Origin of the sequence: Streptomonospora salina, from assembly GCF_014204715.1 — a bacterium.
Lineage (GTDB): Bacteria > Actinomycetota > Actinomycetes > Streptosporangiales > Streptosporangiaceae > Streptomonospora > Streptomonospora salina.
The window spans coordinates 4,707,626-4,732,903 of the sequence record NZ_JACHLY010000001.1 but is presented as its reverse complement, the minus strand read 5'-3'; the positions used below and the strand labels follow the sequence as shown (position 1 = coordinate 4,732,903).

General features: G+C 73.1%; 20 protein-coding genes. 2 read left to right on the top strand and 18 right to left on the bottom strand.

The annotated features are described in order from the left end of the window. Nucleotides 1-40: 40 nt before the first annotated feature. The 6 genes from HNR25_RS21405 to HNR25_RS21380 all read right to left on the bottom strand — a co-directional run bounded on the left by HNR25_RS21405 (nt 41) and on the right by HNR25_RS21380 (nt 6,921). Complete coding sequence (locus HNR25_RS21405; RefSeq protein WP_184638095.1) at nt 41-883, bottom strand: shikimate dehydrogenase; 843 nt, start codon at nt 881-883, stop codon at nt 41-43. Continuing rightward, the gene (gene mltG, locus HNR25_RS21400; protein WP_184638093.1) at nt 883-2,967 is read right to left on the bottom strand and encodes an endolytic transglycosylase MltG; all 2,085 of its coding nucleotides are present in this window, start codon (nt 2,965-2,967) and stop codon (nt 883-885) included. Before mltG ends, HNR25_RS21405 begins: the two co-directional genes overlap by 1 nt. After that, nucleotides 2,964-3,443, bottom strand: a complete 480-nt coding sequence (gene ruvX / locus HNR25_RS21395; protein ID WP_184638091.1) for a Holliday junction resolvase RuvX — start codon at nt 3,441-3,443, stop codon at nt 2,964-2,966. The genes mltG and ruvX overlap by 4 nt, the downstream gene beginning before the upstream one ends. Before the next feature lie 102 nt (nt 3,444-3,545). Next, the gene (gene alaS, locus HNR25_RS21390; protein WP_184638089.1) at nt 3,546-6,218 is read right to left on the bottom strand and encodes an alanine--tRNA ligase; all 2,673 of its coding nucleotides are present in this window, start codon (nt 6,216-6,218) and stop codon (nt 3,546-3,548) included. Then, the gene (locus HNR25_RS21385) at nt 6,218-6,532 is read right to left on the bottom strand and encodes a hypothetical protein (RefSeq protein WP_184638087.1); all 315 of its coding nucleotides are present in this window, start codon (nt 6,530-6,532) and stop codon (nt 6,218-6,220) included. The genes alaS and HNR25_RS21385 overlap by 1 nt, the downstream gene beginning before the upstream one ends. Then, nucleotides 6,529-6,921, bottom strand: a complete 393-nt coding sequence (locus HNR25_RS21380) for a DUF948 domain-containing protein (RefSeq protein WP_184638084.1) — start codon at nt 6,919-6,921, stop codon at nt 6,529-6,531. The genes HNR25_RS21385 and HNR25_RS21380 overlap by 4 nt, the downstream gene beginning before the upstream one ends. 329 nt (nt 6,922-7,250) lie before the next feature. Between HNR25_RS21380 and HNR25_RS21375 the strand changes: the two genes are divergently transcribed. Next, complete coding sequence (locus tag HNR25_RS21375; protein ID WP_184638082.1) at nt 7,251-8,771, top strand: serine/threonine-protein kinase; 1,521 nt, start codon at nt 7,251-7,253, stop codon at nt 8,769-8,771. Nucleotides 8,772-8,901: 130 nt separating this feature from the next. Here the strand turns inward: HNR25_RS21375 and HNR25_RS21370 are convergent, their stop codons facing one another. The 4 genes from HNR25_RS21370 to HNR25_RS21355 form a co-directional block, all read right to left on the bottom strand. After that, on the bottom strand, nt 8,902-10,260 hold the full coding sequence (locus HNR25_RS21370) for a replication-associated recombination protein A (protein WP_184638080.1): 1,359 nt from the start codon (nt 10,258-10,260) through the stop codon (nt 8,902-8,904). 58 nt (nt 10,261-10,318) lie between these two features. Next, nucleotides 10,319-12,352 (bottom strand): SpoIIE family protein phosphatase, encoded by a 2,034-nt coding sequence (locus HNR25_RS21365; RefSeq protein ID WP_184638078.1) that lies wholly within the window; start codon nt 12,350-12,352, stop codon nt 10,319-10,321. Nucleotides 12,353-13,091: 739 nt separating this feature from the next. After that, entirely contained in the window at nt 13,092-14,840 is a 1,749-nt protein-coding gene (gene aspS, locus HNR25_RS21360) for an aspartate--tRNA ligase (RefSeq protein ID WP_184638076.1), read from the bottom strand. A 242-nt stretch (nt 14,841-15,082) separates the two neighbouring features. Then, a complete protein-coding gene (locus tag HNR25_RS21355) occupies nt 15,083-15,769 on the bottom strand; it encodes an MBL fold metallo-hydrolase (RefSeq protein WP_184638074.1) in 687 nt (228 codons plus the stop codon). A 442-nt stretch (nt 15,770-16,211) separates the two neighbouring features. Here HNR25_RS21355 and HNR25_RS21350 point away from each other — a divergent pair, with 442 nt between their 5' ends. Further along, the gene (locus tag HNR25_RS21350) at nt 16,212-17,444 is read left to right on the top strand and encodes a DUF349 domain-containing protein (protein WP_184638072.1); all 1,233 of its coding nucleotides are present in this window, start codon (nt 16,212-16,214) and stop codon (nt 17,442-17,444) included. A 51-nt stretch (nt 17,445-17,495) separates the two neighbouring features. On the opposite strand, the gene HNR25_RS21345 is transcribed toward HNR25_RS21350, so the two are convergent. The 8 genes from HNR25_RS21345 to HNR25_RS21310 form a co-directional block, all read right to left on the bottom strand. Next, nucleotides 17,496-17,825: a cupin domain-containing protein gene (locus HNR25_RS21345; protein ID WP_184638070.1), complete on the bottom strand. Its 330-nt coding sequence runs from the start codon at nt 17,823-17,825 to the stop codon at nt 17,496-17,498. A 120-nt stretch (nt 17,826-17,945) separates the two neighbouring features. Then, the gene (locus HNR25_RS21340; protein WP_184638068.1) at nt 17,946-20,117 is read right to left on the bottom strand and encodes a RelA/SpoT family protein; all 2,172 of its coding nucleotides are present in this window, start codon (nt 20,115-20,117) and stop codon (nt 17,946-17,948) included. Between the two features lie 517 nt (nt 20,118-20,634). Then, nucleotides 20,635-21,183: an adenine phosphoribosyltransferase gene (locus HNR25_RS21335; RefSeq protein ID WP_184638066.1), complete on the bottom strand. Its 549-nt coding sequence runs from the start codon at nt 21,181-21,183 to the stop codon at nt 20,635-20,637. 153 nt (nt 21,184-21,336) lie between these two features. Then, on the bottom strand, nt 21,337-21,663 hold the full coding sequence (gene yajC / locus HNR25_RS21330; RefSeq protein WP_184639655.1) for a preprotein translocase subunit YajC: 327 nt from the start codon (nt 21,661-21,663) through the stop codon (nt 21,337-21,339). 278 nt (nt 21,664-21,941) lie between these two features. Further along, the gene (gene ruvB / locus HNR25_RS21325) at nt 21,942-23,036 is read right to left on the bottom strand and encodes a Holliday junction branch migration DNA helicase RuvB (protein ID WP_184638065.1); all 1,095 of its coding nucleotides are present in this window, start codon (nt 23,034-23,036) and stop codon (nt 21,942-21,944) included. Between the two features lie 11 nt (nt 23,037-23,047). Further along, entirely contained in the window at nt 23,048-23,662 is a 615-nt protein-coding gene (gene ruvA, locus HNR25_RS21320) for a Holliday junction branch migration protein RuvA (RefSeq protein ID WP_184638063.1), read from the bottom strand. 7 nt (nt 23,663-23,669) lie between these two features. Further along, a complete protein-coding gene (gene ruvC / locus HNR25_RS21315) occupies nt 23,670-24,236 on the bottom strand; it encodes a crossover junction endodeoxyribonuclease RuvC (protein ID WP_184638061.1) in 567 nt (188 codons plus the stop codon). A 345-nt stretch (nt 24,237-24,581) separates the two neighbouring features. Continuing rightward, the gene (locus HNR25_RS21310; RefSeq protein ID WP_184638059.1) at nt 24,582-25,097 is read right to left on the bottom strand and encodes a DUF4282 domain-containing protein; all 516 of its coding nucleotides are present in this window, start codon (nt 25,095-25,097) and stop codon (nt 24,582-24,584) included. Nucleotides 25,098-25,278 lie beyond the last annotated feature (181 nt).

Below are 25,278 nucleotides of genomic sequence, written 5' to 3'. Positions count from 1 at the left end.
TCCCGGGGGTCCGGCCAGAGGTCGCCGGATGGAACCCCGGTCAGCGCTCGGCTCCGGCTGCGGTACGGCGGTGCAGCTCCGCGAGACCGGCGGTGCGCATCGCCTCCACCGGTGCGGACTCCGCACCGGTCATCAGCTCGACCTGGCGCGCCGCCTGGTGCAGCAGCATCGGGAAGCCGCCGACGACGGTGCGCCCGGCCGCCTGGGAAGCCGCCGCGAGCGCGGTCGGCCACGGACTGTAGACCACGTCGAACACGGCCGCCCCGCAGCCGGCGACCGCTTCGGCGTAGGCGTCGCCGGCGCCCGCGGGCAGTGTCGAGACCACCACGTCGGTGTCGAGGTGCGCCCCGATCTCGGCCAGCGGCGCGGTGGCGACCCGCATGCCCATCCGCTCACCCGCGGCCACGGCGCCGGCGGCCCGCGCGGGATCGCGTGCCAGAACGGTGACGCCGCCGGGATCCGCGCCCAGGTCGCGGAGCGCCGCCACGGCGGAGGCCGCGGTGGCGCCGCCACCCAGTACCGCGGCGGCGGATACACGCTCGACCCCCGCCTCGTGCAGCGCGGCCGCGATCCCGTGGACGTCGGTGTTGAAGGCCAGCAGCCGCCCGCTGCCGAAGACGAGGGTGTTGGCTCCGCCGACGTCGCGGGCGACGGGTTCGGCCTCGTCGGCCAGCCGCAGCGCCTCGTGTTTGAGCGGCATCGTCACGCTGAGCCCCGCCCAACCGTCGCCGCAGCCCTTCACGAAACCGTCCAACCCGTCCTCGGCGCATTCGAAGCACCCGTAGAACCACTCCCCCGCCAGGCCGAGCGCCGCGTAGGCGGCCGTGTGCAGCACCGGGGAAAGCGAATGGCCCACCGGGGAACCCAGGACCGCCGCCCGCATCACGCATCGCTCCGATTCCGCTCGAACTCCTGCTTGAGCTGCGCGAACTCGTCGTAGGTCTCGGCGAACTCCGTCACCCCGTTCTCGGGGTCGGTGGCCACGAAGTACAGCCAGTCGCCTTCGGCCGGTTCCAGCGCGGCCTCGATGGCGTCACGGCCCGGGCTGACGATGGGCCCGGCCGGCAGGCCCGTGCGGCCGTAGGTGGCGTACTCGCTGCCGCTGTTCTCGCACTTCTCGACCTGGTCGCTGGTCAGCGCGATCCCGTACTCGTCCAGTACGTAGAAGCAGGTGCTGTCCATGCCCAGCTGCATTCCGTCCTGCAGCCGGTTGTAGACGACGCGGGCGACCTTGGGCATGTCCTCGGCCGAGCCGGACTCCGCCTGGACCACGGCCGCCACCGACAGCGCCTCGTCGGGCGTCAGGTTGAGCTCGTCGGCCTTCTCCTTCAGCGACACGTCCTCGGCCACCTGGTGGTACCGGTCGACCATGCGCTTGAGCAGCGCGGGCGCGCCGGCGTCGGCCGGCATGTCGTAGGTGTCGGGGAAGAGGTAGCCCTCCGCTCCCTGTTCGGCGTATCCGGGAAGCCCCAACTGCTCGCCGTTCTCCAGCGCCGCGCGCAGCCGCTCCATGGGGATGTCGGTCTCCTCGGAGATCAGGGTGAGGATCTCCGAGGAGCGCAGCCCTTCCTTGAAGGTGATGTGCGCCTTAACGCGGGAGGAGGGGTCCATGAGCGCGGCTACGGCGGCCTCGCCGCTCATCCGCTCGTTCATCCGGTAGGTGCCGGGTTCGAGATTGCCGCCGTCGGCGTCGAGCGCGTTGAGGAACGCCCGCGGGCCGGCGACCACGCCCTCGTCGGCGAGTTCGCTGGCGACGGCGCTGCCGCTGGCGCCCTCGGCGACGGTGATCCGGACACCGCCGCTTCCCTCGCCCTCGTAGTCGGGCGGGAACAGGTAGGTGCGGCCGAGGTAGCCGCCCCCGGCGAGTCCGGCGACCAGCACCACGCACACCAGCACGACCGGGAACGTGCGGCGGCGTGTGCGCTTCTTCGCGGCCCGCGGACGACGGCTTCGCGAGCGGCCCCCGTCCCGGCCGCCGGTGCGCGCGCGCCGACGGCCGGGCTCGCCGACCGGTTCGCGGTCCTCGTCTTCGGCTCCGTCCTGGGCTCCGAAGCCGGAACCGGCGTCGTCGGGCTCCTCGGCCGGGGCGCGCCGGCTCTTCCGCCGGTCGCGGCCCGGCTCGGCCGGAGCCCGGCGGGAGCGGCGCGGCGGGGCGGGCTCGGCCTCCGCCTCGTGCGACGGGGCGGAGGCGGCCCCGGCGGGGCGCCCCCGCGGGTCCTCGGCGGCGTCGCCGCGGCGGCGCCTGCGGCCCCCGCGGGGATCCGCGCCGCTTCCGCTCCCGGTGCCGGTATCTTCGACCGCCGCGAGGCCGCCCGATTCGGGCCCGGCCCCGCGCCCGCCGTCGGCCCCGCCGCGTTCGGGGCCCTGCTCGGGTACGGCGGGGACGGATCCGGTGTCGCCGGAGCGCCTGCGCCCGGCTCCGCGCGCCCCTTCCCCCGGCTCCGCGCCGCGCGAACGCTTGCGCCGCACCGGGACGGCGTCGAAGTCCAGGGCCCGCGGCTGCACGGGCTGGAAACCGCCGTCCTCGTCGCCGGAATCGCCGCGGCTCCAGGCCAAGTGCTCTTCGGCGTCCTGATCGGAGCGGGCCCTGCGGCGACGGGAGCGCGGGCCGGGATCCTCGGGAGACGCCTGCTGCGGCGGCCCGGCGGACGGCCCGGGGCCGTCCGCGTCCGGGGCGCGGTGCCGGCGCCCGCGGGGGCGGGCGGTCCGGGCGTCGCCCCGATCGGCGGGCGCCGGTTCACCACCGGGGCCGGGCACGCCCGGGGCCCCGCCCCGGCGCCCCGGGTCGGTCGGCGGGTCGTCCGAGCCGCCGTCGCGCGCCGCGCGCACCGGGTCGGTGTGCGGGTCGGTGTAGTAGCCGGCGCCGGACGAGGGGCCGCTCCCGCGGTCGTCGTCGACGGGTGCGGAAGCGCGGCGGCGCCCGCGCCGCCCGTTGTCGCCGCCGTCGTAGGGGGCTCGGTCGCTCATGAATCTCCCCCGACGGTCTCACCGGGCGGGCGGCCGCTCTGACGCTCGGCGTCCAGAGCGCTCTGCAGCAGCACGACGGCCGCGGCCTGGTCGACGACCGAGCGCCGCGCCTTACCGCCCGCGACGCCGCGGCGGCCGTAGGAGGCGCCGGAGCGCAACTGGTCCTGAGCGGTCACCGTGGTCATGCGCTCGTCCACCAGCCGGACCGGCACGGGCGCGAGCCTGCGGGACAGCGTCTCGGCGAAGGACCGCGCCCGGCGCGCCGACGGGCCCGCTTCGCCCGAGAGCGAAGCGGGGTAGCCGACGACGACCTCGCGGGCCTCGTGTTCGAGCACGAGCTCGGCGATCCGGTCGAGATCGCCGTCGCCGCGGCGGACGGTCTCCACCGGCGTGGCGAGCATGCCGCCGGGGTCGCACCGCGCGACCCCGATCCTGGTGCTGCCGGGATCCACAGCGATCCGAACTCCGCGCCTCAAGAACCGGACTCCCCCATGCGGGGGCAAGGCAGTACGCGCAGCAGCGCGCCGGGGAGGTGCCTGATCAACTCGGGGTGTCCTTTCTCTGCCCGTGGATGCGGGTCAGGAGGGCTGGGCGACGCGCTGCTCGACGGCCTCCAGGGCGCTGCCGACCGCCGAGGCGTCGGTGCCGCCGCCTTGCGCCATGTCGGGCTTGCCGCCGCCTCCGCCACCGAGGGCGCGGGCCGCCAGGCCGACGAGGTCGCCGGCTTTGAGTCCGCTGTCCTGGGCCTTCTTGTTCACGGCCACGACGACGACGGGACGGTCCTGGGGGACCGCGGTGACGGCGACCACGACCGGGCCGTCGTCGCCGAGCCGCTGGCGCACGTCGGCGGCCAGCCGGCGCAGGTCGTCGGCGGTAGTGCCGTCGGGAGCCTGGTGGGCGGCCATCAGCGCCGACCCGTGCCTGCGGGCGTTGGCGGCCAGTTCGCCGGCGGCCTGCAGCACCTGGTCGGCCCGCAGCTTCTCGATCTCCTTCTCGGCGGTGCGCAACCGGGTGACGAGGGAGTCGACACGCTCGGGAAGCTCCTCGCGCGGGGTCTTCAGCTGCTCGGAGAGCTGGCCGACCAGCAGCGACTCGCGGGAGAGCCGGCGGAAGGCGTCGATGCCCACGGCCGCCTCGACGCGGCGCACGCCCGAGCCCACCGACGACTCGCCCAGCAGTTTGACGACGCCCAGCTGTCCGGTGGCGCCGACGTGCGTGCCGCCGCACAGCTCGCGGGAGTAGTCGCTCATCTCGACGACGCGGACCCGATCGCCGTACTTCTCCCCGAACATCGCCAGCGCGCCCATCGACAATGCCTCGTCCATGGAGGTGGTGAAGTCGCGCACCTGGATGTCGCCGGAGAGCACGGTGTTGACCTCGTCCTCGATCTCGGCGAGCTCCGAGGTGCCCAGCGGCTTGCTCGCGGTGAAGTCGAACCGCAGCCGGCCGGGCTGGTTCTCCGACCCGGCCTGTCCGGCGGAGGGGCCCAGCGCGTTGCGCAGCGCGGAGTGGATGAGGTGGGTGGCCGAGTGCGAACGGGAGACCGAGGCGCGGCGGTCGGAGTCGATGACGGCCTCGATGCGGTCGTCCAGGGCGACGGTGCCCTCGCGCACGGTGCCGCGGTGCACGAACAGTCCGGGCACGGGCTTCTGCACGTCTTCGACGTCGACGGTGCCGCGTCCCGGCGCGGAGACGCTGCCCTTGTCGGCGAGCTGGCCGCCGCTTTCGGCGTAGAAGGGGGTGCGGTCCAGCACCAGCTCGACCCGGTCGCCCGCAGATGCGGCTCCGACCGACTCGCCGCCGACGACCAGGCCCAGCACGCGCGACTCGGTCCCGTGGTCGGTGTAGCCGAGGAAGTCGGTGGCACCGGCGCTCTCCAGCAGCCGGCCGTAGACGCTGACGTCGGCGTTGCCGAGCTTCTTGGCCTTGGCATCGCGCTTGGCGGTCTCGCGCTGCTCGGCCATGAGCGTGCGGAAGGTGTCCTCGTCGACGCCCATCCCCTGCTCGGCGGCCATTTCCAGGGTGAGGTCGATGGGGAAGCCGTAGGTGTCGTGCAGCTGGAAGGCGTCGGCGCCGGAGATCCGGTCGGCCCCACTGCTGCGGGTGCGCTCGGCGGCGCGGCTGAACAGCGCCGTGCCCGAGCGCAGGGTGTCGGAGAAGTTCGTCTCCTCGGTCTCGATGACCTCGTGGATGCGGTCGGCGTCGGTGCGCAGCTCCGGGTAGATGCCCTGCATGGCTTCGATGGCGGTCTCGGTGAGGCCGTGCATGTAGGGGGTGTCGGTCCCGGAGAGCAGGCGCAGGTTGCGGATGGAGCGGCGCAGGATGCGGCGCAGGACGTAGCCGGCTTTCTCGTTGCCGGGCCGGACGCCGTCGGAGACGAGCATGGTGGCGCTGCGCACGTGGTCGGCGACCACCCGCAGCATGACGTCGGAGCGCTCGTCGTCGCCGTAGGCCACGCCGGTGCGCTCGGAGGCGTCGCGCAGGATGCGGCCGAGGGTGTCGGTCTCGTAGATGTTGTCGACGCCCTGCAGCAGGGTCGCCAGGCGCTCCAGGCCCATGCCGGTGTCGATGTTCTTGCGGGGCAGGTCACCGAGGATCGGGAAGTCCTGCTTGGCGCCGCCCTCGCCCCGCTCGTACTGCATGAAGACGAGGTTCCACACTTCGACGTAGCGGTCCTCGTCGGCGGCCGGCCCGCCTTCGGCGCCGTATTCGGGGCCCCGGTCGTAGAAGATCTCCGAGCAGGGGCCGCAGGGGCCGGGCACGCCCATGGACCAGTAGTTCTCCTCGGCGCCGAAGCGCTGGATGCGCTCGGCGGGCACGCCCACCTTGTCGCGCCAGACGGTCGCGGCCTCGTCGTCGTCGAGGTAGACGGTCACCCACAGCCGCTCGGGGTCGACGCCGTAGCCGCCTTCCTCGACCGGGGAGGTCAGCAGCTCCCAGGCCAGCGGGATGGCCTTCTCCTTGAAGTAGTCGCCGAAGGAGAAGTTGCCGAGCATCTGGAAGAACGTCGCGTGCCGCGAGGTCTTGCCGACTTCTTCGATGTCGATGGTGCGGATGCACTTCTGGACGCTGGCGGCGCGGTCGTAGGGGGCCGTGCGCTGGCCCAGGAAGTAGGGTTTGAACGGCACCATGCCGGCCGCGACGAACAGCAGGGTGGGATCGTCGGCGACCAGGTTGGCCGACGGCGCCACGGTGTGTCCGTTCTTCTCGAAGAATGAGAGGAAGCGGCGGGCGATCTCTGCCGTCTCCATCAGCGGCCGTCCTTCGTGTCGGGGGCGTCGATAGCGCCGCGGGGTCGGGTCGCGCGGCCCGGCGTGTCGAGGGGCAGTGCGGGGGGCTCGGCGCCGCCGTCGTAGCGGGCCTGCAGCTCGGCCTCGCGCTGCCGCATCGCGTCGTGGACGTCCTCGTTGAACTCGCGGAGGACGGCGCGGTAATCGGCGACCTGGTCCTCGACGCGGCCGGCGATCCCCGCCGGGCTCCACGCACGGGCCGTGCGGTTGAGCTTGTGAACAACATACCCGCCGAGCGCGGCACCTGCGACAAGATACGCCAGTCGGCGGATCATCGGCGCTCCTTCCTGCGGCGGCTGCGCACGAGGGCCAGAGCGCGGCGCCGGCCCAGCACCTTGCGCACGCCGTAGGACAACGACGCCGCCTTGACCAGCGGCCCCGACACCGTGGAGCGGGTCAGCGCGGTGACGGTCGAGACGTCTTCGGTCGCGGTGGCGACGTTGGCGGTGATCTCCTCGACCCGGTCGAGGGAGGCTCCGGTGCGCTCGACCGTCGCGGCGACGTCGTCGAGCATGGGGCGGGTGCGCTCGCCGAACTCCGCGACGACCTTCGTGGTCTCCGACAGCAGCCTGGTGAGCTTCACCAGGGCCACGCACATGAACGCGACCAGCACCGTCCAGACCACCGCCGCGATGAGCGCTGCTACGTCTCCTGCGGTCAGCATGCGGACTCCGTTGGCGAATCGGGGTGGCGGCATCTCCATCGGCGGCATTCGGGGGCTCGCCCGGCCGTCCACGGCGGAAGCGGCCTCGTCGGCACCACCGGTCGGCTCCGGGCCGACGGAATGCGGAGATCCGAATACGGGAGACCCTATCGCGTCCGGGGCGGATGCGCCCGTGCGCGCCCGGTGTGTGGCGCCGGGCACCCCGAGGGGGCATCCGCCGTTCCGACGTCGACGAAAATCCCGAGATGTCGCAGAATCATGGCATCGAATTCTTCGCCACGCGATCCGCTGGCGCAGTTGGCACAGCCCCCCGTGCAGACAGGATGCCCATGAGCCGCCCCGCCGAGCGCGAGATCTCCGTTCTGGTACCACCGCACCTGGCCCCGCTCGCCCCCGGAGACCCGGGGGCGGTCGGTCCCTACGTGCTCATCGGCCGCCTCGGCGCCGGCGGAACCGGTACCGTCTTCGCCGCGGTCGACCCCGCCGATACGGACGGCGAGCTGGTGGCGGTCAAGGTGGTGCACCCGTGGCCGGTCGAGGACCCGCAGGATCGCGCGCGCCTGCAGGCCCGCCTCGGGGCGCTCGCGGGGGTCGACGGGCGCTGCTACGTGCCGCCGGTGACGTTCGACGCCGAGGCCGAGCACCCGTGGCTGGCCATGCCCTATGTCGCGGGCCTGGCGCTGGACGGGTTCGTGCGCGAGCACGGGCCGCTGGGGCGGGGGCGGCTCATCGCACTCGTGGCGGCACTGGGCGAGGCCCTGTCGGCCCTGCACGGCGACGACGTGGCCTACGGGGACCTCACGCCCGGGAACGTGCTGCTGAGCGGCCGCGGACCGCGCCTGCTGGACTGCGCGCTGCCGGGCGACGGCGAGCTGCTGCGCCGCACCGCGGCCGCGTGGACGGCGCCGGAGCGGCTGGAGGGCGGTGACGCCTCGGCGGCGTCCGACGTCTTCTCATGGGCGGCGATCGCGGTATTCGCCGCCAGCGGACGGCCGCCGGTCGAGGACGAGGGGACTCCCGCCTCCTCGACCCCGTGGCTGGAGGGGCTACCGGCCGAGATGCGCCCGATCGTGCGCCGCGCGCTGTCGGAGGCGCCCCGCGACCGGCCCACGGTGCGCGAGGTCCTGGGCGCCACGATCGCGGCCTGGGAGGCCGTCAGCGGCTCGGACGCCCCGCCGGTGCAGGGAACCGCCGTCACACAGGTACTCACGCGCGAGTGGCGGGGCATCGTGGAGCCGGACCGGCTGCCGCGCCTGGTGCGGCTGGGCGCGAACCGGCGCCGCGGCGCCGGGCGGGCCGCGCTGGTCGCCGGCGGCTCGGTGGTGGCGCTCGCGCTGATCGGCGGCGGGGGCTACGCGGCCTATGCGGCGCTGAACGGCGGCGGTACCGAGCAGGCGGAGAACCCGCCCGCGCCGTCGTCTCCCCCGCCCTCCACCGAGGCGCAGCAGGGCCCGCCGATCGTGCGGTTCGACCCGGCCGACCAGGAGAACCCGGCCGAGGGCCCGTGGACCTACACCCGGGTGGAGCGCCGCCCGTCGGCGCCGGAGACGCCGGCGGCCACGCTCGCGCCCGACGCCTGGAGCGAGCAGTGGCGGCCGGCGGGCGGGGACGCGGTCCGGGAGGCGGTCATCACCGCGGACACCGAGGTGCTGTGCGGCCGGTTCTGCGTACCGGGCCCGGGCTATATCGAGGACGACCGCGGCACCTTCCCCCTGAGCGGCCCGGAGTTCATCGACTACCTCTCCTGGGGCGAGCCGGTGATCGCGGAGCTGGAGTTCGCCGAGGACGGCGGCGACGGGCCGCGTGAGATCTCCCGCATCGTCGAGGTCTACCCGACGCCGGCGGACTAGCGGGACGCGCCGCGGTGCCGCCGCCGGCCGGGCTCCCCCGGGCACCGCCCGGAGGCGCGCTTCCGATGTGGCGACGGGCCTCGCGGGAAGCGGTGCGGCGTGCGCTCGGCGGCGCGGCCGGCGGTGGGCCTCAGCGCTCGGCGGGCGGCTCGTCCCCTCGGCCTCCGCCGGACTCGCCGCGCAGCACGCCCTTGATGCGGTGCAGGACCTCGCCGAAGCGGCGCTCGGCGCCGTGGGCGGTCGGGACGTAGTAGTCGCGGCCCACCAGGGCGTCGGGCGCGTGCTGCTGTGCGGCGACCCCGCCGGGGTAGTCGTGGGCGTAGGCGTAGCCGGCGCCGTGGCCGAGGTCGCGGGCCCCTTGGTAGTGGGCGTCGCGCAGGTGGGCGGGCACCGGGCCGGCGCGGCCCTGGCGAACGTCGGCCATGGCGGCGTCGATCGCCCCGATGACGGCGTTGGACTTGGGCGCCAGGGCGATGTGCACGACGGCTTGGGCGAGGTTGATGCGCGCCTCGGGCAGGCCGATGAGCTCCACCGCCTGGGCTGCGGCGACAGCGGCCTGCAGCGCGGTGGGGTCGGCCATGCCCACGTCCTCGCTGGCGTGCACGACGATGCGGCGGGCGATGAAGCGCGGGTCCTCGCCCGCCTCGATCATGCGGGCCAGGTAGTGCAGCGCGGCGTCGGGGTCGCTGCCGCGCATGCTCTTGATGAAAGCGCTGATGACGTCGTAGTGCTGGTCGCCGGTGCGGTCGTAGCTCACCGCGTGGCGGTCGACGGCGCGCTCGACGTCGGCGACGCCGATCTCGGTGCGCTCACCGGCCACCATGGCGGCGGCCTCCAGGTACGTCAGCGAGCGGCGGGCGTCGCCGCCGGCGAGGCGGATCAGCTGCTCCGCGGCGTCGGAGGCGAGGGTGTAGCGGCCGCCGAGGCCGCGTTCGTCGCCCAGTGCGGCGTCGACGACGCCGCCGACGTCGTCGTCGGTGAGCGCGTTCAGGGTCAGCAGCAGCGACCGCGACAGCAGCGGGTTGATCACGGAGAAGAAGGGGTTCTCGGTGGTGGCGCCGATGAAGCTGACCCAGCGGTTCTCCACGGCGGGCAGCAGCGCGTCCTGCTGGGTTTTGCTGAAGCGGTGGACCTCGTCGACGAACAGCAGGGTGCGGGTTCCGCGCATTCCCATCTGGCGGCGGGCGTCGTCGATGACCGCGCGGACGTCCTTGACCCCGGCGCTGACGGCAGACAGCTCCACGAAACGGCGCCGGGTGACGCGGCTGACCACCGTGGCCAGGGTGGTCTTGCCGGTGCCGGGCGGGCCCCAGAGGAACAGCGACATGGGCGCGTCGTCCTCGACCAGGCGGCGCAGCGGGCTGCCCTCGCCCAGCAGGTGCTGCTGGCCGGCGACTTCGTCGAGGGTGCGCGGGCGCATGCGCACCGCAAGCGGTTCCTGGCCGCGCTGGGCTTCGGCGCCGGCGTCGTCGAACAGTGTTTCGGACACGCTCCCAGCCTAAGCGAGGGAGCCGGGGTGGCGCACGGCGAGCGCGGGGCGGCGGTACTCAGCCGGCGCCGCTCATGCGGACGATGAGCAGGGCGATGTCGTCGCCGCGCCCGGCCGGGGTGAGGCCGATGAGCGAGCCGGCGGCCGCCTCGACGTCGGTCGCCAGTCCCCGCAGGTCCTCGCCGACGGCGCGCAGCCCTTGGTCCATGGGCGTCTGCGCGCTCTCGACGAGGCCGTCGGAACACATCAGCAGGGTGTCGCCGGGGATCAGCCGGCGGGTGGTCACCGGGTACTTGCTGTCGCCGTCGACGCCGACGGGCGGCCCGGTTTCGGGTTCCCACAGGTCGTAGGCGTCGGGGGTGGCGACGATGGCGGGCGGCTGACCGGCCCAGGCTGCCTGCATCTCGCCGCTGTCGAGGTCGAGGACGAGGTAGCCGCAGGTGGCGAAGACGATCTCGCCGGTCTCGGTGAGCAGGCGGTTGGTCTCGGCCAGGACCACGCCGGGGTCGACCTGGTTGCTGGCGTAGGCGCGGAACGCGACGCGGATCTGGCCCATGGCCGCGGCGGCCTCGACCCCGTGTCCCTGGACGTCGCCCACGACCAGGCCGACGCGGCGCCCGGGCAGGCGGATGACGTCGTAGAAGTCGCCGCAGACCCGCCAGCCCGCGCGGGAGGGCAGGTAGCGCACGGCGATGCTCAACTCGGCGAACCGGGAGATCTGGGGCGGCAGCATACGGCGCTGGATGGCGTCGGCGAGCTGCAGTTCCTCCTGCTGGCGGCGCACCCGCTGCAGCGCCTGGCCGGCCAGTCCGGCGAGGGTGAGCATGAGGGCGCGCTCGTCGGGGGTGGCGTGGTGCGACTCGCCCCAGGCGACCTGCCAGACCCCCAGCGCCACCCGGCGGTCGCCGAAGACGGGGATGGTCGCCCAGGACTGGGCGCTGGTGCGGTGCAGGAACTCCGCAACCCCGGGGAAGCGCTCCAGGAGTTCGGCGCGGCTTTCGAAAAAGCGCGGCTGGCGGTCCTGGACGACCGCGCCGACGGGGTGGGCGACGTCGTATGCGGCTTCGTCGCCCGTGCCCATGGGGCCCGGCGACTGCTCCGGCGGGGTCGGCGAGGCGCGCAGGCGCCCCTCCTCGACGAGCACGACCGAGGCGCCGACGCCGCCGAAGATCGGCACGAACTCGTCGGTGAGCAGCCCGGTGACCTCCTCGACGGTGGTCGCGGAGACGAGTTTGGCGGCCAGGTCGGTGACCTGGCGGCCCTGCGCGGCCTCGATGCGGCGGCGGTCGGCCAGCCGGCGGATGAGCTGGACGTGTTCGGTGACGTCGTCGACGATGCCCACGAGCCGGGGGTGGTCGCCGGAGACGTAGCGGGCGCGGGTGTGCAGCGACCGCTCGTCGCCGAGGTCGTCGTACATGCGGAAGCGCTGTTCGTAGTCGCGGCCCTGGTGGGAGGCTTCGATGGCGTCGCGGACGCGGGCGATGTCGTCGCGGTGGACGCGGGCGAGGATGTCGTCGAGCCCGCCGGCGTCGCCCGCCAGCAGCCGGCCCAGCGGCGAGGGTCCGAACAGTTCGTGCAGCCGCCCGGTGCGCAGGTCCAGGGTCCACAGTGCGGTATCGGCGTTCTCGGTACGCAGTTCGCTGATGACGCGGAGGGTCTCCTCCTCGCGCAGCGGTTCGCGGAACACCACGACGACGCCGTCGGGTTCGGCGGCGGAGCGGTCGCCGGGCAGCGCTTGGGCTTCGGCGACGACGCGGTGCTGCCGGCCGGCGTAGGCCGCGGTGACCAGGGCGCGGTGGTGCACCGGTGCGCCGCCGCGGGCGGCCCGGTGCAGTTCCCAGGCCGAGTCCGCGTCGGCGTCCTCGGCCAGTACCACCGGCCAGGGGCGGCCGACCACGTCCTCGGACGAGCGCCCGGTGAACTCGGTGAAGGCGCGGTTGGCCAGCGTGACGCGCGCCGCCCCGTCGGCCACGAGCATGGCGACCGGGGCCGCGCCGAAGGCGGTGCCGGCCCGGTGGCCCTGTTCCTGTTCGCCTTCGGACGCCGCCGAGGCTCCTGCGGAGCCGTCAGTGGAACCGGTTGCACCGTTCACGACTAGATCATCCCTATATCGTCACAGACGTCCATTTCGCGCAATCGCGCGCTCCTCCCGGGGACATCCGATTCGGCTCAGTCTAGCCAGATCACCGCCCGTCCGTGCAGGTGGCCGACGCCTGCCCAGGGACCGCCCCGCGTCCCTTTCATCCTCCCGCACCCCTACACCCCATTCGGCACACAAGAATACGAAAAGCAGCCCGAACAGCGGGGAAAACCGCGAAACACGCGCCCCCGAACCACGGCAATCGGGGAATCGTTACACACGCGTAACCGGTAGCGCATAACTGCGTAAAGTCCGCGTACAGCCTGCGCCACACATCCGCGGCAGCTCGCAGTCCCCCGTACGCGGAAAAAGTCCGGCTTAAAATTCGGTCATGCGTGAACCAGCGATCGCCACGGGCCCGGCCCTCAGGAACGCGCTCATCCTCCGCAACTGGACGTGCCGCCTCTGCTCCTACAGCAATCCCGACAACGAAGACATCTGCTGCCAACGCTGCGGCGCCGCAAAGAAGTGAGGCGGCGCCTGCCGGCTATCCGCCCCGCCGCGTTCGCTGAAACGGGGATCGCGCGGGGCGGCGGCCGTCTACCGCGCGGTTTTCGCCGCTGTGAGCGCTCGACGCCACGAATACCGCGCGCCAGATCGGCGGGGGCGGCGGCCGCACAGGCGGGCCGGTGCGGACGGCCCGTCGCCGTCCGCACCGGCCCGCTGCGTGCTGCGTGGGGCGGGTCCGCGCCTACTTCTCCCCGGCCGTCTCGTCCTCAGGGACGTAGTCGATGCCGGCCTCGGTGCGCTGGCCCGGGGTGATCTCGGTGGGCGCGCCGGTGAGCGGGTCGCCGCCGGAGGCGGTCTTGGGGAACGCGATGACATCGCGGATGGAGTCCGCGGCTGTCAGATGGGCGACGATCCGGTCCCAGCCGAAAGCGATGCCGGCGTGCGGAGGCGGTCCGTATTTGAAGGCCTCCAGCAGGAACCCGAACTTCGACTCAGCGGCCTCCTTGGTGATTCCGATGGTGTCGAAGACACGCTGCTGCATCTCGGCGCGGTGGATACGGACCGATCCGCCGCCGATCTCGCTGCCGTTGCAGACCATGTCGTAGGCGTACGCCAAAGCGTTGGCCGGGTCCTGCTCGAACGAGTCGGCCCATTCCGGCTTGGGTGCGGTGAAGGGGTGGTGCGCAGGGGTCCAGCCGCCGTTGCCGTCCTCCTCGAACATGGGAGCGTCGACCACCCACAGCAACGACCACTGCGAGGTGTCGACGAGGCCCAGACGAGTGCCGATCTCCAAGCGGGCGGCGCCGAGCAGCTCCTGCGATGCGCGCCGGGGCCCGGCGGCGAAGAAGACGGCGTCTCCGGCACGCGCGCCGACGGCCTCGGGCAGCCCCGCGCCCTCGGCCTCGGAGATGTTCTTGGCGACCGGTCCGCTCAGCGTGCCGTCCTCCTGGATCAGCACGTAGGCCAGCCCCTTGGCGCCGCGCGACTTGGCCCAGTCCTGCCAGCCGTCCAGCTCCTTGCGGGTCTGCGAGGCCCCGCCGGGCATGACCACCGCGCCGACGTAGGGCGCCTGGAACACCCGGAACGGGGTGTCGGCGAAGAACCCGGTCAGCTCCGTCAGCTCCTGGCCGAAGCGCAGGTCCGGCTTGTCGGACCCGAAACGGGCCATGGCTTCGAAGAACGGCATGCGCGGCAGCGGGGTCGGGATCTCGTATCCCAGGACCTCCCGCCACAAGCGCGACGCGAGGTCTTCGGCCACGGCGATGACGTCGTCCTGGTCGACGAAGCTCATCTCCAGGTCGATCTGGGTGAATTCGGGCTGCCGGTCGGCTCGGAAATCCTCGTCCCGGAAGCACCGGGCGATCTGGTAGTAGCGCTCCAGCCCTCCGACCATCAGAAGCTGCTTGAACAACTGGGGCGACTGCGGCAGGGCGTACCAGTGGCCGGGCTGGAGCCGCACCGGGACCAGGAAGTCGCGCGCGCCCTCGGGCGTGGACCGGGTGAGGTTGGGCGTCTCCACGTTGAGGAATCCGTGGTCGCGCATCACGTCGTGCACGACGTATCCCGCGTGGGACCGCACCCGCAGCGCGGAGGCCGTTTCCGACCGGCGCATGTCGAGGTAGCGGTAGCGCAGGCGCGTCTCCTCCGCGACGTCCTGGGACCCGTCCAGCGGGAACGGCAGCGGAGCCGATTCGCTGAGGACCTCGATCCGGTCGCCGACGACTTCGACGCCGCCCGTGGGGATCTCGGGGTTCTCGTTGCCCTCGGGCCGCACGCGGACCCTGCCGGTCACCTTGATGCAGTATTCGGCGCGCAGGTCGTGGGCCAGGTCGTCCTCGCGGACGACGACCTGGACGACGCCCGAGGCTTCGCGGAGGTCGAGGAAGACGACGCCGCCGTGGTCGCGGCGGCGCGCGACCCACCCGGCCAGTACGACGGTCGCGTCTGCATGCTCGGCGCGCAGGGCGCCGGCGTCATGCGTGCGGATCAACGGAGTTCTCCTTCAGTGTCTCTCGTACCTACTCATCTTGCCTGACCTGCGCACGTGCGCGGTCCCGTACCGGGGACCGCCGGAACCTGCCGTCGCAGGCGGGTTCGTGGCGCGGTCGGTCCGAGCAGGCGGGTCTGTGGTCGTTCGGGCCGCCGTCGTCCGGCCCTGGTGTGCGGGCGGGGCCCTGACCCTGCGCGCCGCGGCGGGCCACGCTCGCGGCGCGCGTCGGGTTCCGGAGCGGGTCAGCGCCCCGGGATATCCGCGAGGAACGGATTGGCCGCGCGTTCGCCGCCGATGGTGGTCGGGGTCCCGTGGCCGGGGCGGACGTCGGTGCCGTCGGGCCAGTCGCGGCAGACGCGCTCCAGGCTGCGCAGGATCTCACCGTGGTCGCCGCCGGGGAAGTCGGTGCGCCCGATGGCGCCGGCGAACAGCAGGTCGCCGGTGAACAGCACCGGATCGCCCGCCGCACCGCCGGCCAGCCCGTAGCACACCGACCCGGGGGTGTGTCCGGGCACGTGCTCCACCGACAGTTCCAGGCCGGCCAGCTCCAGGGTTTCGCCGCCGGCCAGTTCGCGCACGTCGGTGGGCTCCTCCAGCTCGGCCTGCCCCAGCAGCGCCGACAGTTGGGCGGCCAGTCCGGGGCCCAGCCCTTTGGCGGGGTCGCTCAGCAGCGGCCGGTCGGCGCCGTGCACGTAGACGGCGACGCCGTGGTCGCGGGCCACCTCGGCGGCCGACCACACATGGTCGAAATGGCCGTGGGTCAGCAGCACGGCCGCGGGCACCAGCCCGTGCTCGGCCAGGCGGGCGGAGATCTGCTCGCCGGCGTCCTGGCCGGGGTCGACGATCACGCACTCCGCCGCCCGATCGGCCGCAGCGACCAGGTAGCAGTTCGCGGCGAGCGGCCCGGCGGGGAAAGCGGATATGAACACGGTGAGCGCTGACTTCCTCTCGAACTCTGTCGAACTCTGCGGGCGGCGTGCCGAGCGGGAGCGGATGCGGCCGCCGGCCCCGCCCGTGGTCCGAGCCTACCGAGGCGCGGGCGCGGCGGCGACCGGATTGCGCGCGGTCGCGCCGCGCCCGCCGTTCAGGCGCACATCACCATTCGATCACCGCCGTACTCACGGCTCTTTGCCAAACGCCCCGTCAGTGTCATATTGGTCGCGTCGCACGCGTCCGGTGTGTCCGGACGGCATGCCTCGAAACGGCTTGCGCCGTTGATGTGCGACGACGCTGACAGGAGGCGGACGGTATCCGGTGAGGTGTGCGGATATCGTGCTCAGTCACGGCGGTTCACACCGGCTCTGGCGAAAGCCGCCCGCCGGACCACCCGGACCTGGCCTGCGGGCCGGGCTCATGACTCTGGAGGACACGGTGACCACGGACCCCTGGGGCCGCGTTGACGACGACGGCACGGTCTACGTGCGCACGGGCGAGGGCGAGCGCGTCGTCGGATCGTGGCAGGCGGGCGCGCCCGAGGAGGCCCTCGCGTTCTTCCGCCGCAAATACGACGCCCTGGTTACCGAGGTCGATCTGCTGGAGAAGCGGCTGCGCACCACGGACCTGTCGGCGTCGCAGGCGCTGTCGAGCGTGGAGAAGCTGCGCACCGCGGTGCGCGAAGCCAACGCCGTGGGCGACCTCGATGCGCTTTCGCGGCGTCTGGACGTGCTGACCGAGCAGGCCGAGAAGCGCAGGGTCGAGCAGAAGCAGGCGCAGGAGCAGGCGCGGTCCGAGGCGCGCGAGGTCAAGGAGCGCATCGTCGCCGAGGCCGAGCGCGTCGCAGCCGAAACCACGCACTGGAAGTCCGGTGGCGAGCGGATGCGGCAGCTGATCGACGAGTGGAAGGCGGCGCCGCGTACCGACCGGCCCACCGAACAGGCACTGTGGAAGCGGATGTCGGCGGCGCGCAACTCCTTCTCCAAGCGCCGCAAGGCCTACTTCGCGGGCCTTGACCAGCAGCGCGAGCAGGTACGCCAGGACAAGGAGCGCCTGGTGGCCGAGGCGGAGTCGCTGACCGACTCCACCGATTGGGGCGCCACCGCGGCCCGCTACCGGGATCTGATGCAGCAGTGGAAGGGCAGCGGCCGCGCCGACCGCACCAGCGAGGACAAGCTGTGGTCGCGGTTCAAGGCGGCCCAGGACCGGTTCTTCCAGGCGCGCAACGCGGCCTTCGCCGAGCGCGACGCCGAACTGCGGGGCAACGCCGAGGCCAAGGAACGCCTCCTGGAGGATGCGCGCACCGAGCTGTCGGAGATCACCGGACCGCGGGCGGCGCGCGCCCGGCTCCGCGACTTCCAGGAGGCCTGGGAGGAGGCGGGGCCGCTGCCGCGCGACCAGCGCGACCGGCTGGAGGGCGCCTTCCGCAAGCTCGAGGACGAGGTGCGCCGGGCCGAGGACCGCGAGTGGCAGCGCACCAACCCCGAGGCCCGGGCGCGCGCCGAAGCCACCGCCGACCGGCTGCGCGGCGCGATCTCCCAGTTGGAGGACGACCTCGACGGCGCCAAGCGGCGCGGCGACGACCGCGAGATCCGCGAGGCCGAGGAGGCGCTGGCCGCGCGCCGGTCCTGGCTGGAGGAGGCGCAGCGTGCGCTGGACGAGATGAGCTGATGCGGCGGGCGGCGGTCCTGCGCGGTCTCCGCGGTGCGGCCGCCTCCGGTGTCAGCTCTTGGCGACGGTGAGCACGATCGCGCAGTCCTCCAACGCCTCCAGCGAGTGGCTCTTCTCCGGGACGACCAGCACGTCGTTGGCCCGGCCTTCCCAACTGTCCCCGTCGGCGTCGAGGCGGACGCGGCCGCGCAGGACCAGGACGGTCGCCTCGCCGGGATTGGGGTGTTCCGACAGGGTGCTGCCCCGGGTGAGCGCGATGAGGGTCTGGCGGAGCGTGCGCTCGTGCCCGCCGTAGAACGTTTCGGAACTGCGGCCGGCCGGCGCCGCCGCCGCCGTCTCCAGGTGGTTGCGGGCGAGGGCGTCCAACGACAACTTGTTCATGCCGACATTCTGACCGCTGCGCGGCGGCTCACACGCCGCGAAACGCCGCAGGCCGCCGCGGGCCGGCGGAACACGCGGGGACCGCCGGCCGGGACCGCCCGTGCGGCCCTACCGGGGAGGTCAGTTCTTCATCCGGTAGACGTCGTAGACCCCGTCGACCCCGCGCACGGCTTTGAGGACGTGGCCGAGGTGGGTGGGGTCGGCCATCTCGAAGGTGAACCGGCTCAGCGCGACCCGGTCGCGGCTGGTCTGCACGGTGGCCGAAAGGATGTTGACGTGCTGGTCGGACAGCACCCGAGTGATGTCCGACAGCAGGCGGGAGCGGTCCAGCGCTTCGACCTGCAGCGCCACCAGGAACATGGAGTCCTCGGTGGGCTGCCACTCCACGTCGACCATGCGCTCCTGGTCCAGGGCGCGGGCGTTGACGCAGTCGCTGCGGTGCACCGATACCCCGTTGCCGCGGGTGACGAATCCGACGATGTCGTCGCCGGGAACCGGCGTACAGCACTTGGAAAGCCGCACCCACACGGCGGAGTCGCCCTCGACGACCACGCCGGGGTTGCCGGCCGGCCGCGGCCGGGTCCGGGTCGGCAGGGAGGACTCGGCGATGTCCTCCTCGGCGCTCTCGATCCCGCCGAGCGAGTCGACGAGTTTCTGCACGACGTTCTGCGAGCCGATGCGGCCCTCGCCCACGGCGGCGTACAGGGAGTCGACGTCGCCGTAGCGCAGGTCGCGCGCCAGCGCGATCAGGGCTTCGCCGCTGAACAACCGCTTTATCGGCAGTTCCTGCTTGCGCATGACCCGCGCGATGGCGTCCTTGCCCCGCTCGATGGCCTGCTCGCGGCGCTCCTTGGTGAACCACTGCCGGATCTTGTTGCGCGCGCGGGCGCTCTTGACGAACTGCAGCCAGTCGCGGCTGGGGCCGGCGTCGCCGGCCTTGGAGGTGAGGATCTCCACGGTCTCGCCGTTGTGCAGCTCGCTCTCCAGAGACACGAGCCGGCCGTTGATCCTGGCCCCCACGGTGCGGTGCCCGACCTCGGTGTGGACCGCGTAGGCGAAGTCGATGGGGGTGGCCCCCTGCGGCAGGGCGATGGCGTCGCCCTGCGGGGTGAAGACGAAGACCTCCTGCACCGACAGGTCGAAACGCAGCGACTCCAGGAACTCGCCGGGGTCCTTGGTCTCCTGCTGCCAGTCGATGAGCTGGCGCAGCCAGGCCATGTCGGCGGTGCCCTTGGACGTCCCGGCTTCCTTGGCGGCGGCCCGCTCCTCCTTGTACTTCCAGTGCGCCGCGATCCCGTACTCGGCCCGGCGGTGCATCGCGCGGGTGCGGATCTGCAGCTCGACGGGGTTGCCCGACGGACCGATCACCGTGGTGTGCAGCGACTGGTACATGTTGAACTTGGGCATCGCGATGTAGTCCTTGAACCGTCCGGGGACGGGGTTCCACCGCGCGTGGATGGTGCCCAGGGCCGCGTAGCAGTCGCGGACGCTGTCGACGAGCACCCGCACGGCGACGAGGTCGTAGATCTCGTCGAAGCCGCAGTTGCGGGCGATCATCTTCTGGTAGATCGAGTAGTAGTGCTTGGGCCGCCCGCGCACCGTCGCCTTGATCTTGGCGTCGCGCAGGTCGGCCGAGACCGCTTCGATGACGTCCTGCAGGTAGACGTCGCGGCGCGGGGCCCGCTCGGAGACCAGGCGGGCGATCTCGTCGAACCGCTTGGGATAGAGGGTGGCGAAGGCGAGGTCTTCGAGTTCCCACTTGATGGTGTTCATGCCCAGCCGGTGGGCCAGGGGCGCGAAGATCTCCAGGGTCTCGCGGGCCTTCTTCTCGCGCTTGGCCTCGGGCAGGTAGCGGAGGGTGCGCATGTTGTGCAGCCGGTCGCACAGCTTGATGACCAGCACCTTGATGTCGCGGGACATCGCCACGACCATCTTGCGCACGGTTTCGGCCTCGGTGGCCTCGCCGTACTTGACCTTGTCGAGCTTGGTCACCCCGTCGACGAGCTCGGCGATCTCGTCGCCGAAGTCCTTGCGCAGCTGGTCGAGGGGGTAACTGGTGTCCTCGACGGTGTCGTGCAGCAGCGCCGCGGCGAGCGTGGGTTCCTGCATGCCCAGCTCGGCGAGGATGGTGGCCACCGCCAGCGGGTGGGTGATGTAGGGGTCGCCGCTCTTGCGCTTCTGGTCGCGGTGGTAGTGCGCCGCGACGTCGTAGGCGCGCTCGATGAGCCGGACGTCGACCTTGGGATGGGTCGCCCGGACGGTCTTGATGAGTGGTTCGAGGACCGGGTTCATGGATACCCCCCGCTGTGCACCGAGTCGTGCGAGTCTGCGCCGTACCCGCACGCCGGACGACGGGTTGGAGCCGGCCGGGGAGGCGTTCCGGCCGTCGGCTCCGCTGTCTGGACCGGGTTGTCGGGACGCGGCGCCGGAATCAGCGGGGTCGGCGGCGTGTGCGGCGGGCGGCTCGGGGGTATGCGCGTTCCCGGAGCGGTCGTGCCCGCTCGGGGAGGCTCCGCGCAGTGCGGAGGCCGCCTCGGCCGATGCCGCTTCGCCTGCCATGGACATCCCTCCCGCGGGTTCTCCCGGGGGCCGGGTCCACTCCGCCTCGCTGCGGGAGGGTGACCGCGCCGCGGGGTCGCCGCCGCTCGGCCCGCCGGGTCGACGTCTGCGTCGTGCACGTCAGGTGTCACCTGTAGCAACGCATCACCGCAGCCCTGTTATGCCCGCGATTCTACTGCCGGACGGCAGCGATTTTCGCATGTCAGGGCCTATTCGGCGGGTCCGGGGCGCACGGCCCGGAACCCGGCCGCTAAAGCACGGCCAATGCGTGCGGCTCCACGTCGGTCAGTTTCCGCCGACCCTGGAGGAACCCGAGCTCGACCAGGACGGAGAATCCCACGACCGTACCACCCGCCTTGTCGACCAGCTCCACCGCGGCCCGAGCCGTGCCGCCGGTGGCGAGCACGTCGTCGACGATCAGGACACGGCTTCCCGGGCCCACGGCGTCGGCGTGCATCTCGATGGTCTCCGAGCCGTATTCCAGATCATAGGACGCCCGGTGGGTCTCGCGCGGGAGTTTCCCGGCTTTGCGTACGGGCACGAAGCCGGCGCCCAGTTCCAGCGCGATCGGGGCCCCCAGGATGAAGCCGCGCGCCTCCAGTCCGAGCACGGCGTCGACCGAGCCCCGGGCGTAGCGGCCGGCGATGCCCGCGACCACGGCCCGCAGGGACTCGGGGTCGGCCAGCAGCGGAGTGATGTCCTTGAAGACGACCCCTTCCTTGGGGAAGTCGGGGACGTCGCGCATGCCGGACGTGATCCGGGATTCGAGGTCGGCGGGGGCACTGGAGTCGGCGGGCATGGCGGAGGGGGTCTCCTCGTCTCGGTTGATGGGGGCGGGGGTCGGCGGCGCGCCCGGCGGCCCGGGCCGCAGCGGCGGGGGCGTTGGGGCGCGCCGACCGGGCGCGGACGCACGAAACGGGGCCCGCGGCGGGGCCCGCTTCGTCACCGGCTCCTAGCGGGAGCCGTCGTTCTTGTCGTCGTTGCCCGGGAAGTCGGGGCGGTCTTCGACCGGGGTGTCGTCGCTCACGCCGTCGTTGGGCGTGACGACGTCGCCGACGCCCGCCTTGAGCATCCGGACCCGAGTACCCGGGGAGATCTCCAACTCGACCTCGTTCTCGCGGACCTCCACGACGGTGGCGAAAATGCCCGCCTTGGTCAGCACCTCGACGCCCGGCTGCAGTTGGCTCTGCAGCTTGGTCTCCTGCTGCTTGCGCTTCTGCTGCGGGCGGAGGATCAGCAGCCAGAAGACGAGTGCGATGAGCACGAGCGGCAGGACCATCCCGAGGAGGCCGCCGGTGTCTTGGGTGCCCTCGGCCAAAATTGTCTGGGCCAGCACGGGGTGTCCTTCCATAGATTGTTCCGACCTTAGCGGCCGCGCCGCCACCGCGGTCGCGGATCCGCGTTCCGCGGCACCACGCCGCCGCAGGTCAACGCGTGGGCGGCGCCGCGTGTTCCCCGCGGCTGCGATCCGCGTCCATCGTTGCCGACTCGCAAGGTCCGCGTCCCAGTTTACCTACCGGTCCGCGCAGCGGACCCCCGCCCGCGGATGTTTCCGCCTCACCGGGCCGCGCCTTCGGTTCCGGACGCGTCGACGGCGCGCGGGGCGGCCGCGGTGTCGGCGGCCGCCGCGGCCCCGAACGCGGCGTCGGCCGGCGGCGCGATACCCAGGTGGTTCCAGGCGTCGGGGGTGGCCACCCGCCCGCGCGGGGTGCGGGCGATGAGTCCCGAGCGCACCAGGAACGGTTCGGCGACCACTTCGACGGTCTCGGGCTCCTCCCCCACCGCCACAGCCAGTGTCGACAGCCCGACCGGACCGCCGCGGAACTTCCCGCACAGGGCTTCCAGCACCCCCCGGTCCAACCGGTCCAGCCCGTGGTGGTCGACCTCGAACAGCGTCAGCGCGGCGCAGGCGGTGTCGCGGGTGAGGCGGCCGTCGCCGTGCACTTCGGCGTAGTCGCGCACCCTCCGCAGCAGCCGGTTGGCGATGCGGGGGGTGCCGCGCGAACGCCCGGCGATCTCGGCGGCGGCGTCGCCGTCGACCTCGACGCCCAGCAGGCCGGCCGAGCGGCGCAGGATCCACTCCAGGTCGGCGGCGTCGTAGAAGTCCATGTTGGCCGTGAAGCCGAACCGGTCGCGCAGCGGTGCGGGCAGCAGTCCCGAACGCGTCGTGGCGCCGACCAGGGTGAAGGGGGCGACGTCCAGCGGGATGGCGGTCGCGCCCGGCCCTTTGCCGACCATCACGTCCACGCGGAAGTCCTCCATGGCGACGTAGAGCATCTCTTCGGCGGGGCGCGCCATCCGGTGGATCTCGTCGAGGAACAGCACCTCGCCGTCGTGCAGGGTGGACAGCACCGCGGCGAGGTCGCCGGAGCGCTCGATGGCCGGTCCGGAGCTGATGCGCAGGGGCGCGCCGAGCTCGGCCGCGATGATCATGGCCAGGGTGGTCTTGCCCAGGCCCGGCCCGCCGGAGAGCAGCACGTGGTCGGGGGCCCGGCCGCGCCGCTGAGCGCCGCGCAGCACCAGCGACAGCTGCTGGCGGACACGCTCCTGGCCGACGAAGTCGTCCAGGCTGCGCGGACGCAGCGCTCCTTCCAGCGCACGCTCGTCGGAGTCGGCGTCGGCCGCGACGGCGTCGCGCTCGTAGTCGCTCATCGTGTGTGCTCCTAAGACCGGCTGAGCCTGCGCAAGGCGCTGCGCAGCAGCACGGCCACATCGGGGGAGTCGGCGGCCTCGGGGGCGACGGCCTCGGCCGCGGTTTCGGCGTCCTTGGCCGACCATCCCAGGTTGACCAGCCCCGAGACCACCTGCGGGCGCCACGGCGCCTCGGCCGCGGGAGGCGCGGCACCGTGCTCGGCGACGGCGGGGTCGGCGGCCGGGGGCGGACCGAGCTTGTCGCGCAGTTCCAGGGCGATGCGCTGGGCGCCCTTGGGTCCGACGCCGGGTACGCGGGTGAGGGCGGCGGTGTCTTCGGAGGCGACGGCCGAACGCAGGACGTCGGGCGTGTGCACGGCGAGGATGCCCAGCGCCAGGCGCGGCCCGACCCCGCTCGCCTGCTGGAGCCGTTCGAAGACCTCGCGCTCGTCGTCGTCGGCGAATCCGTAGAGGGTCAGCGACTCCTCGCGGACCACCAGCGAGGTGGGGACGGTGGCCTGCTCGCCCACCCGCAGGCCGGCCAGGGTCGTCGGTGTGCAGTGCACGGTCATGCCGACGCCGCCGACCTCGATCACGGCGGTCCCTCCGGTGCGGGCGGCCACGCGGCCGCTGAGGAACGCGATCACGTCGGCGTCACCTTCCGGGGGTTTCGGGGGTCGGACGGGTGCGGCGCGCCAGCTCCACCTTGCGGGCGAGGTCCTGCTGGGCCTGGGCGATGCGGTCCCGGGCACCGCCGCGCCAGATGTGGCAGATGGCCAGTGCGGCGGCGTCGGCGGCGTCGGCCGGTTTGGGGGCGGCGTCCAGGCCCAGCAGCCGGGCGACCATGGTCTGCACCTGGGCCTTGTCGGCGCGTCCGCTGCCGGTGATGGCGGCTTTGGCTTCGCTGGGCGTATGCAGCGCGACGGGGAGTCCGCGGCGGGCCGCGCACGTGATCGCGATCGCGCTGGCCTGGGCGGTGCCCATGACGGTGCTGACGTTGTGCTGGGCGAAGACCCGCTCGACGGCGACGGCGTCGGGGCGGTACCGGTCCAGCCAGTCCTCGATGCCGTGTTCGATGCCCAGGAGCCGCTCGGGCAGGTCGGCGTCGGCGCCGGTGCGCACGACCCCGGCGCCCGACAGCGCGAGGGACCGCCCGACCGCGCCGTCGACCACTCCCACTCCGCACCGGGTCAGCCCCGGATCGACCCCCATGACTCGCACGCCGCTCCTCCCTCGTCCGCACCGGCCGGGCGGGCGCTGCCTGCCCGTGCGGGCGCTCCGCCGTTCCCGACAGCGGCTCTGCGCGCCGCGGCGCCGTCCTCGAACGCCCGTTCGCAGGCTCCGAGCCTATCGGGAACCGGCGACGCTCCTCTCCCCCGCCCTTCGGCGCGTCCGCCCTCGGCCGCGGCCCGTTGTGTCGGGTGCACCGAAAACGAGCGCGGGGTTTCAACCGTTCTCCAGCACTGTGCCGGTGAGAACCCCGCGCTCGGTGAGGACCGGGGCACCACCCCCGACAAGACCCGGCGGACTCCGCCGACGGGCGCCGCCCGCGGAGCACCCGCCGGCTCACATGCCGCTGCGGGCGCGGAGCGCGGCGAGGTGCTCACTGATGCGGAACAGCACGATCAGCACTTCCAGGACCACACGCGTGAGCAGCACCGACACGGCTCCGCCGACCAGTGCTCCCAGCAGGGCCAGCAGGCCGGCCAGTGCGTTGTGGGATATGAGGTCGAAGGAGCCGACGATCCCGCTGAGGGTGGAGATCGCGATCAGCACCAGGCCGAGGACGAACAGCACCTTGGTGATCCGGGTGGTGACGAAGCTGCGGAACTCGAAGTCGAACAGCGCCGTGACGAAGTTGGGGCCGGCCGCGGGCGGCGGAGCCGCCGGGCCGGGACCGGGCGCGCCGTAGGGCGGCTGGTGCGGCGGCTGCTGCCGGCCCTGCTGGGGGCCGGACGCGCCCGGCTGGCCCGGCTGGCCGGGATAGCCCGCAGGATCGGAGTAGCCGGACGGATCCGGCCCGGGCCGGGAACCGTAGTCGGGACGGCCGGACTCGTCGGGGGTGTCACCGGGGGGATTCATGGGGCCTCGCTCACGCGGCTGGGCGGGACTGCTTCGGCGGTTGGCCACCCTACCGCGCGCGGCCGCGCGCAGCGGGGCGAGCGGGCGGATCCGCGGCACCCGGGCGGCCCGGCGGGCGCGAAACGCCGCACGCCCCGCTCCGGGACCGGAGTGCGGGGCGTGCGGCGTACGGGCGCGGAGG

What these genes read in the sequence shown, in the direction of transcription:
- HNR25_RS21405 (WP_184638095.1), bottom strand. Translation starts at nt 883, where the DNA reads ATGCGGGCGGCGGTCCTGGGTTCCCCGGTGGGCCATTCGCTTTCCCCG.
- mltG (WP_184638093.1), bottom strand. Translation starts at nt 2,967, where the DNA reads ATGAGCGACCGAGCCCCCTACGACGGCGGCGACAACGGGCGGCGCGGG.
- alaS (WP_184638089.1), bottom strand. Translation starts at nt 6,218, where the DNA reads ATGGAGACGGCAGAGATCGCCCGCCGCTTCCTCTCATTCTTCGAGAAG.
- HNR25_RS21385 (WP_184638087.1), bottom strand. Translation starts at nt 6,532, where the DNA reads ATGATCCGCCGACTGGCGTATCTTGTCGCAGGTGCCGCGCTCGGCGGG.
- HNR25_RS21380 (WP_184638084.1), bottom strand. Translation starts at nt 6,921, where the DNA reads ATGCTGACCGCAGGAGACGTAGCAGCGCTCATCGCGGCGGTGGTCTGG.
- HNR25_RS21375 (WP_184638082.1), top strand. Translation starts at nt 7,251, where the DNA reads ATGAGCCGCCCCGCCGAGCGCGAGATCTCCGTTCTGGTACCACCGCAC.
- HNR25_RS21345 (WP_184638070.1), bottom strand. Translation starts at nt 17,825, where the DNA reads ATGAACAAGTTGTCGTTGGACGCCCTCGCCCGCAACCACCTGGAGACG.
- HNR25_RS21340 (WP_184638068.1), bottom strand. Translation starts at nt 20,117, where the DNA reads ATGAACCCGGTCCTCGAACCACTCATCAAGACCGTCCGGGCGACCCAT.
- HNR25_RS21335 (WP_184638066.1), bottom strand. Translation starts at nt 21,183, where the DNA reads ATGCCCGCCGACTCCAGTGCCCCCGCCGACCTCGAATCCCGGATCACG.
- yajC (WP_184639655.1), bottom strand. Translation starts at nt 21,663, where the DNA reads ATGGTCCTGCCGCTCGTGCTCATCGCACTCGTCTTCTGGCTGCTGATC.
- ruvB (WP_184638065.1), bottom strand. Translation starts at nt 23,036, where the DNA reads ATGAGCGACTACGAGCGCGACGCCGTCGCGGCCGACGCCGACTCCGAC.
- HNR25_RS21310 (WP_184638059.1), bottom strand. Translation starts at nt 25,097, where the DNA reads ATGAATCCCCCCGGTGACACCCCCGACGAGTCCGGCCGTCCCGACTAC.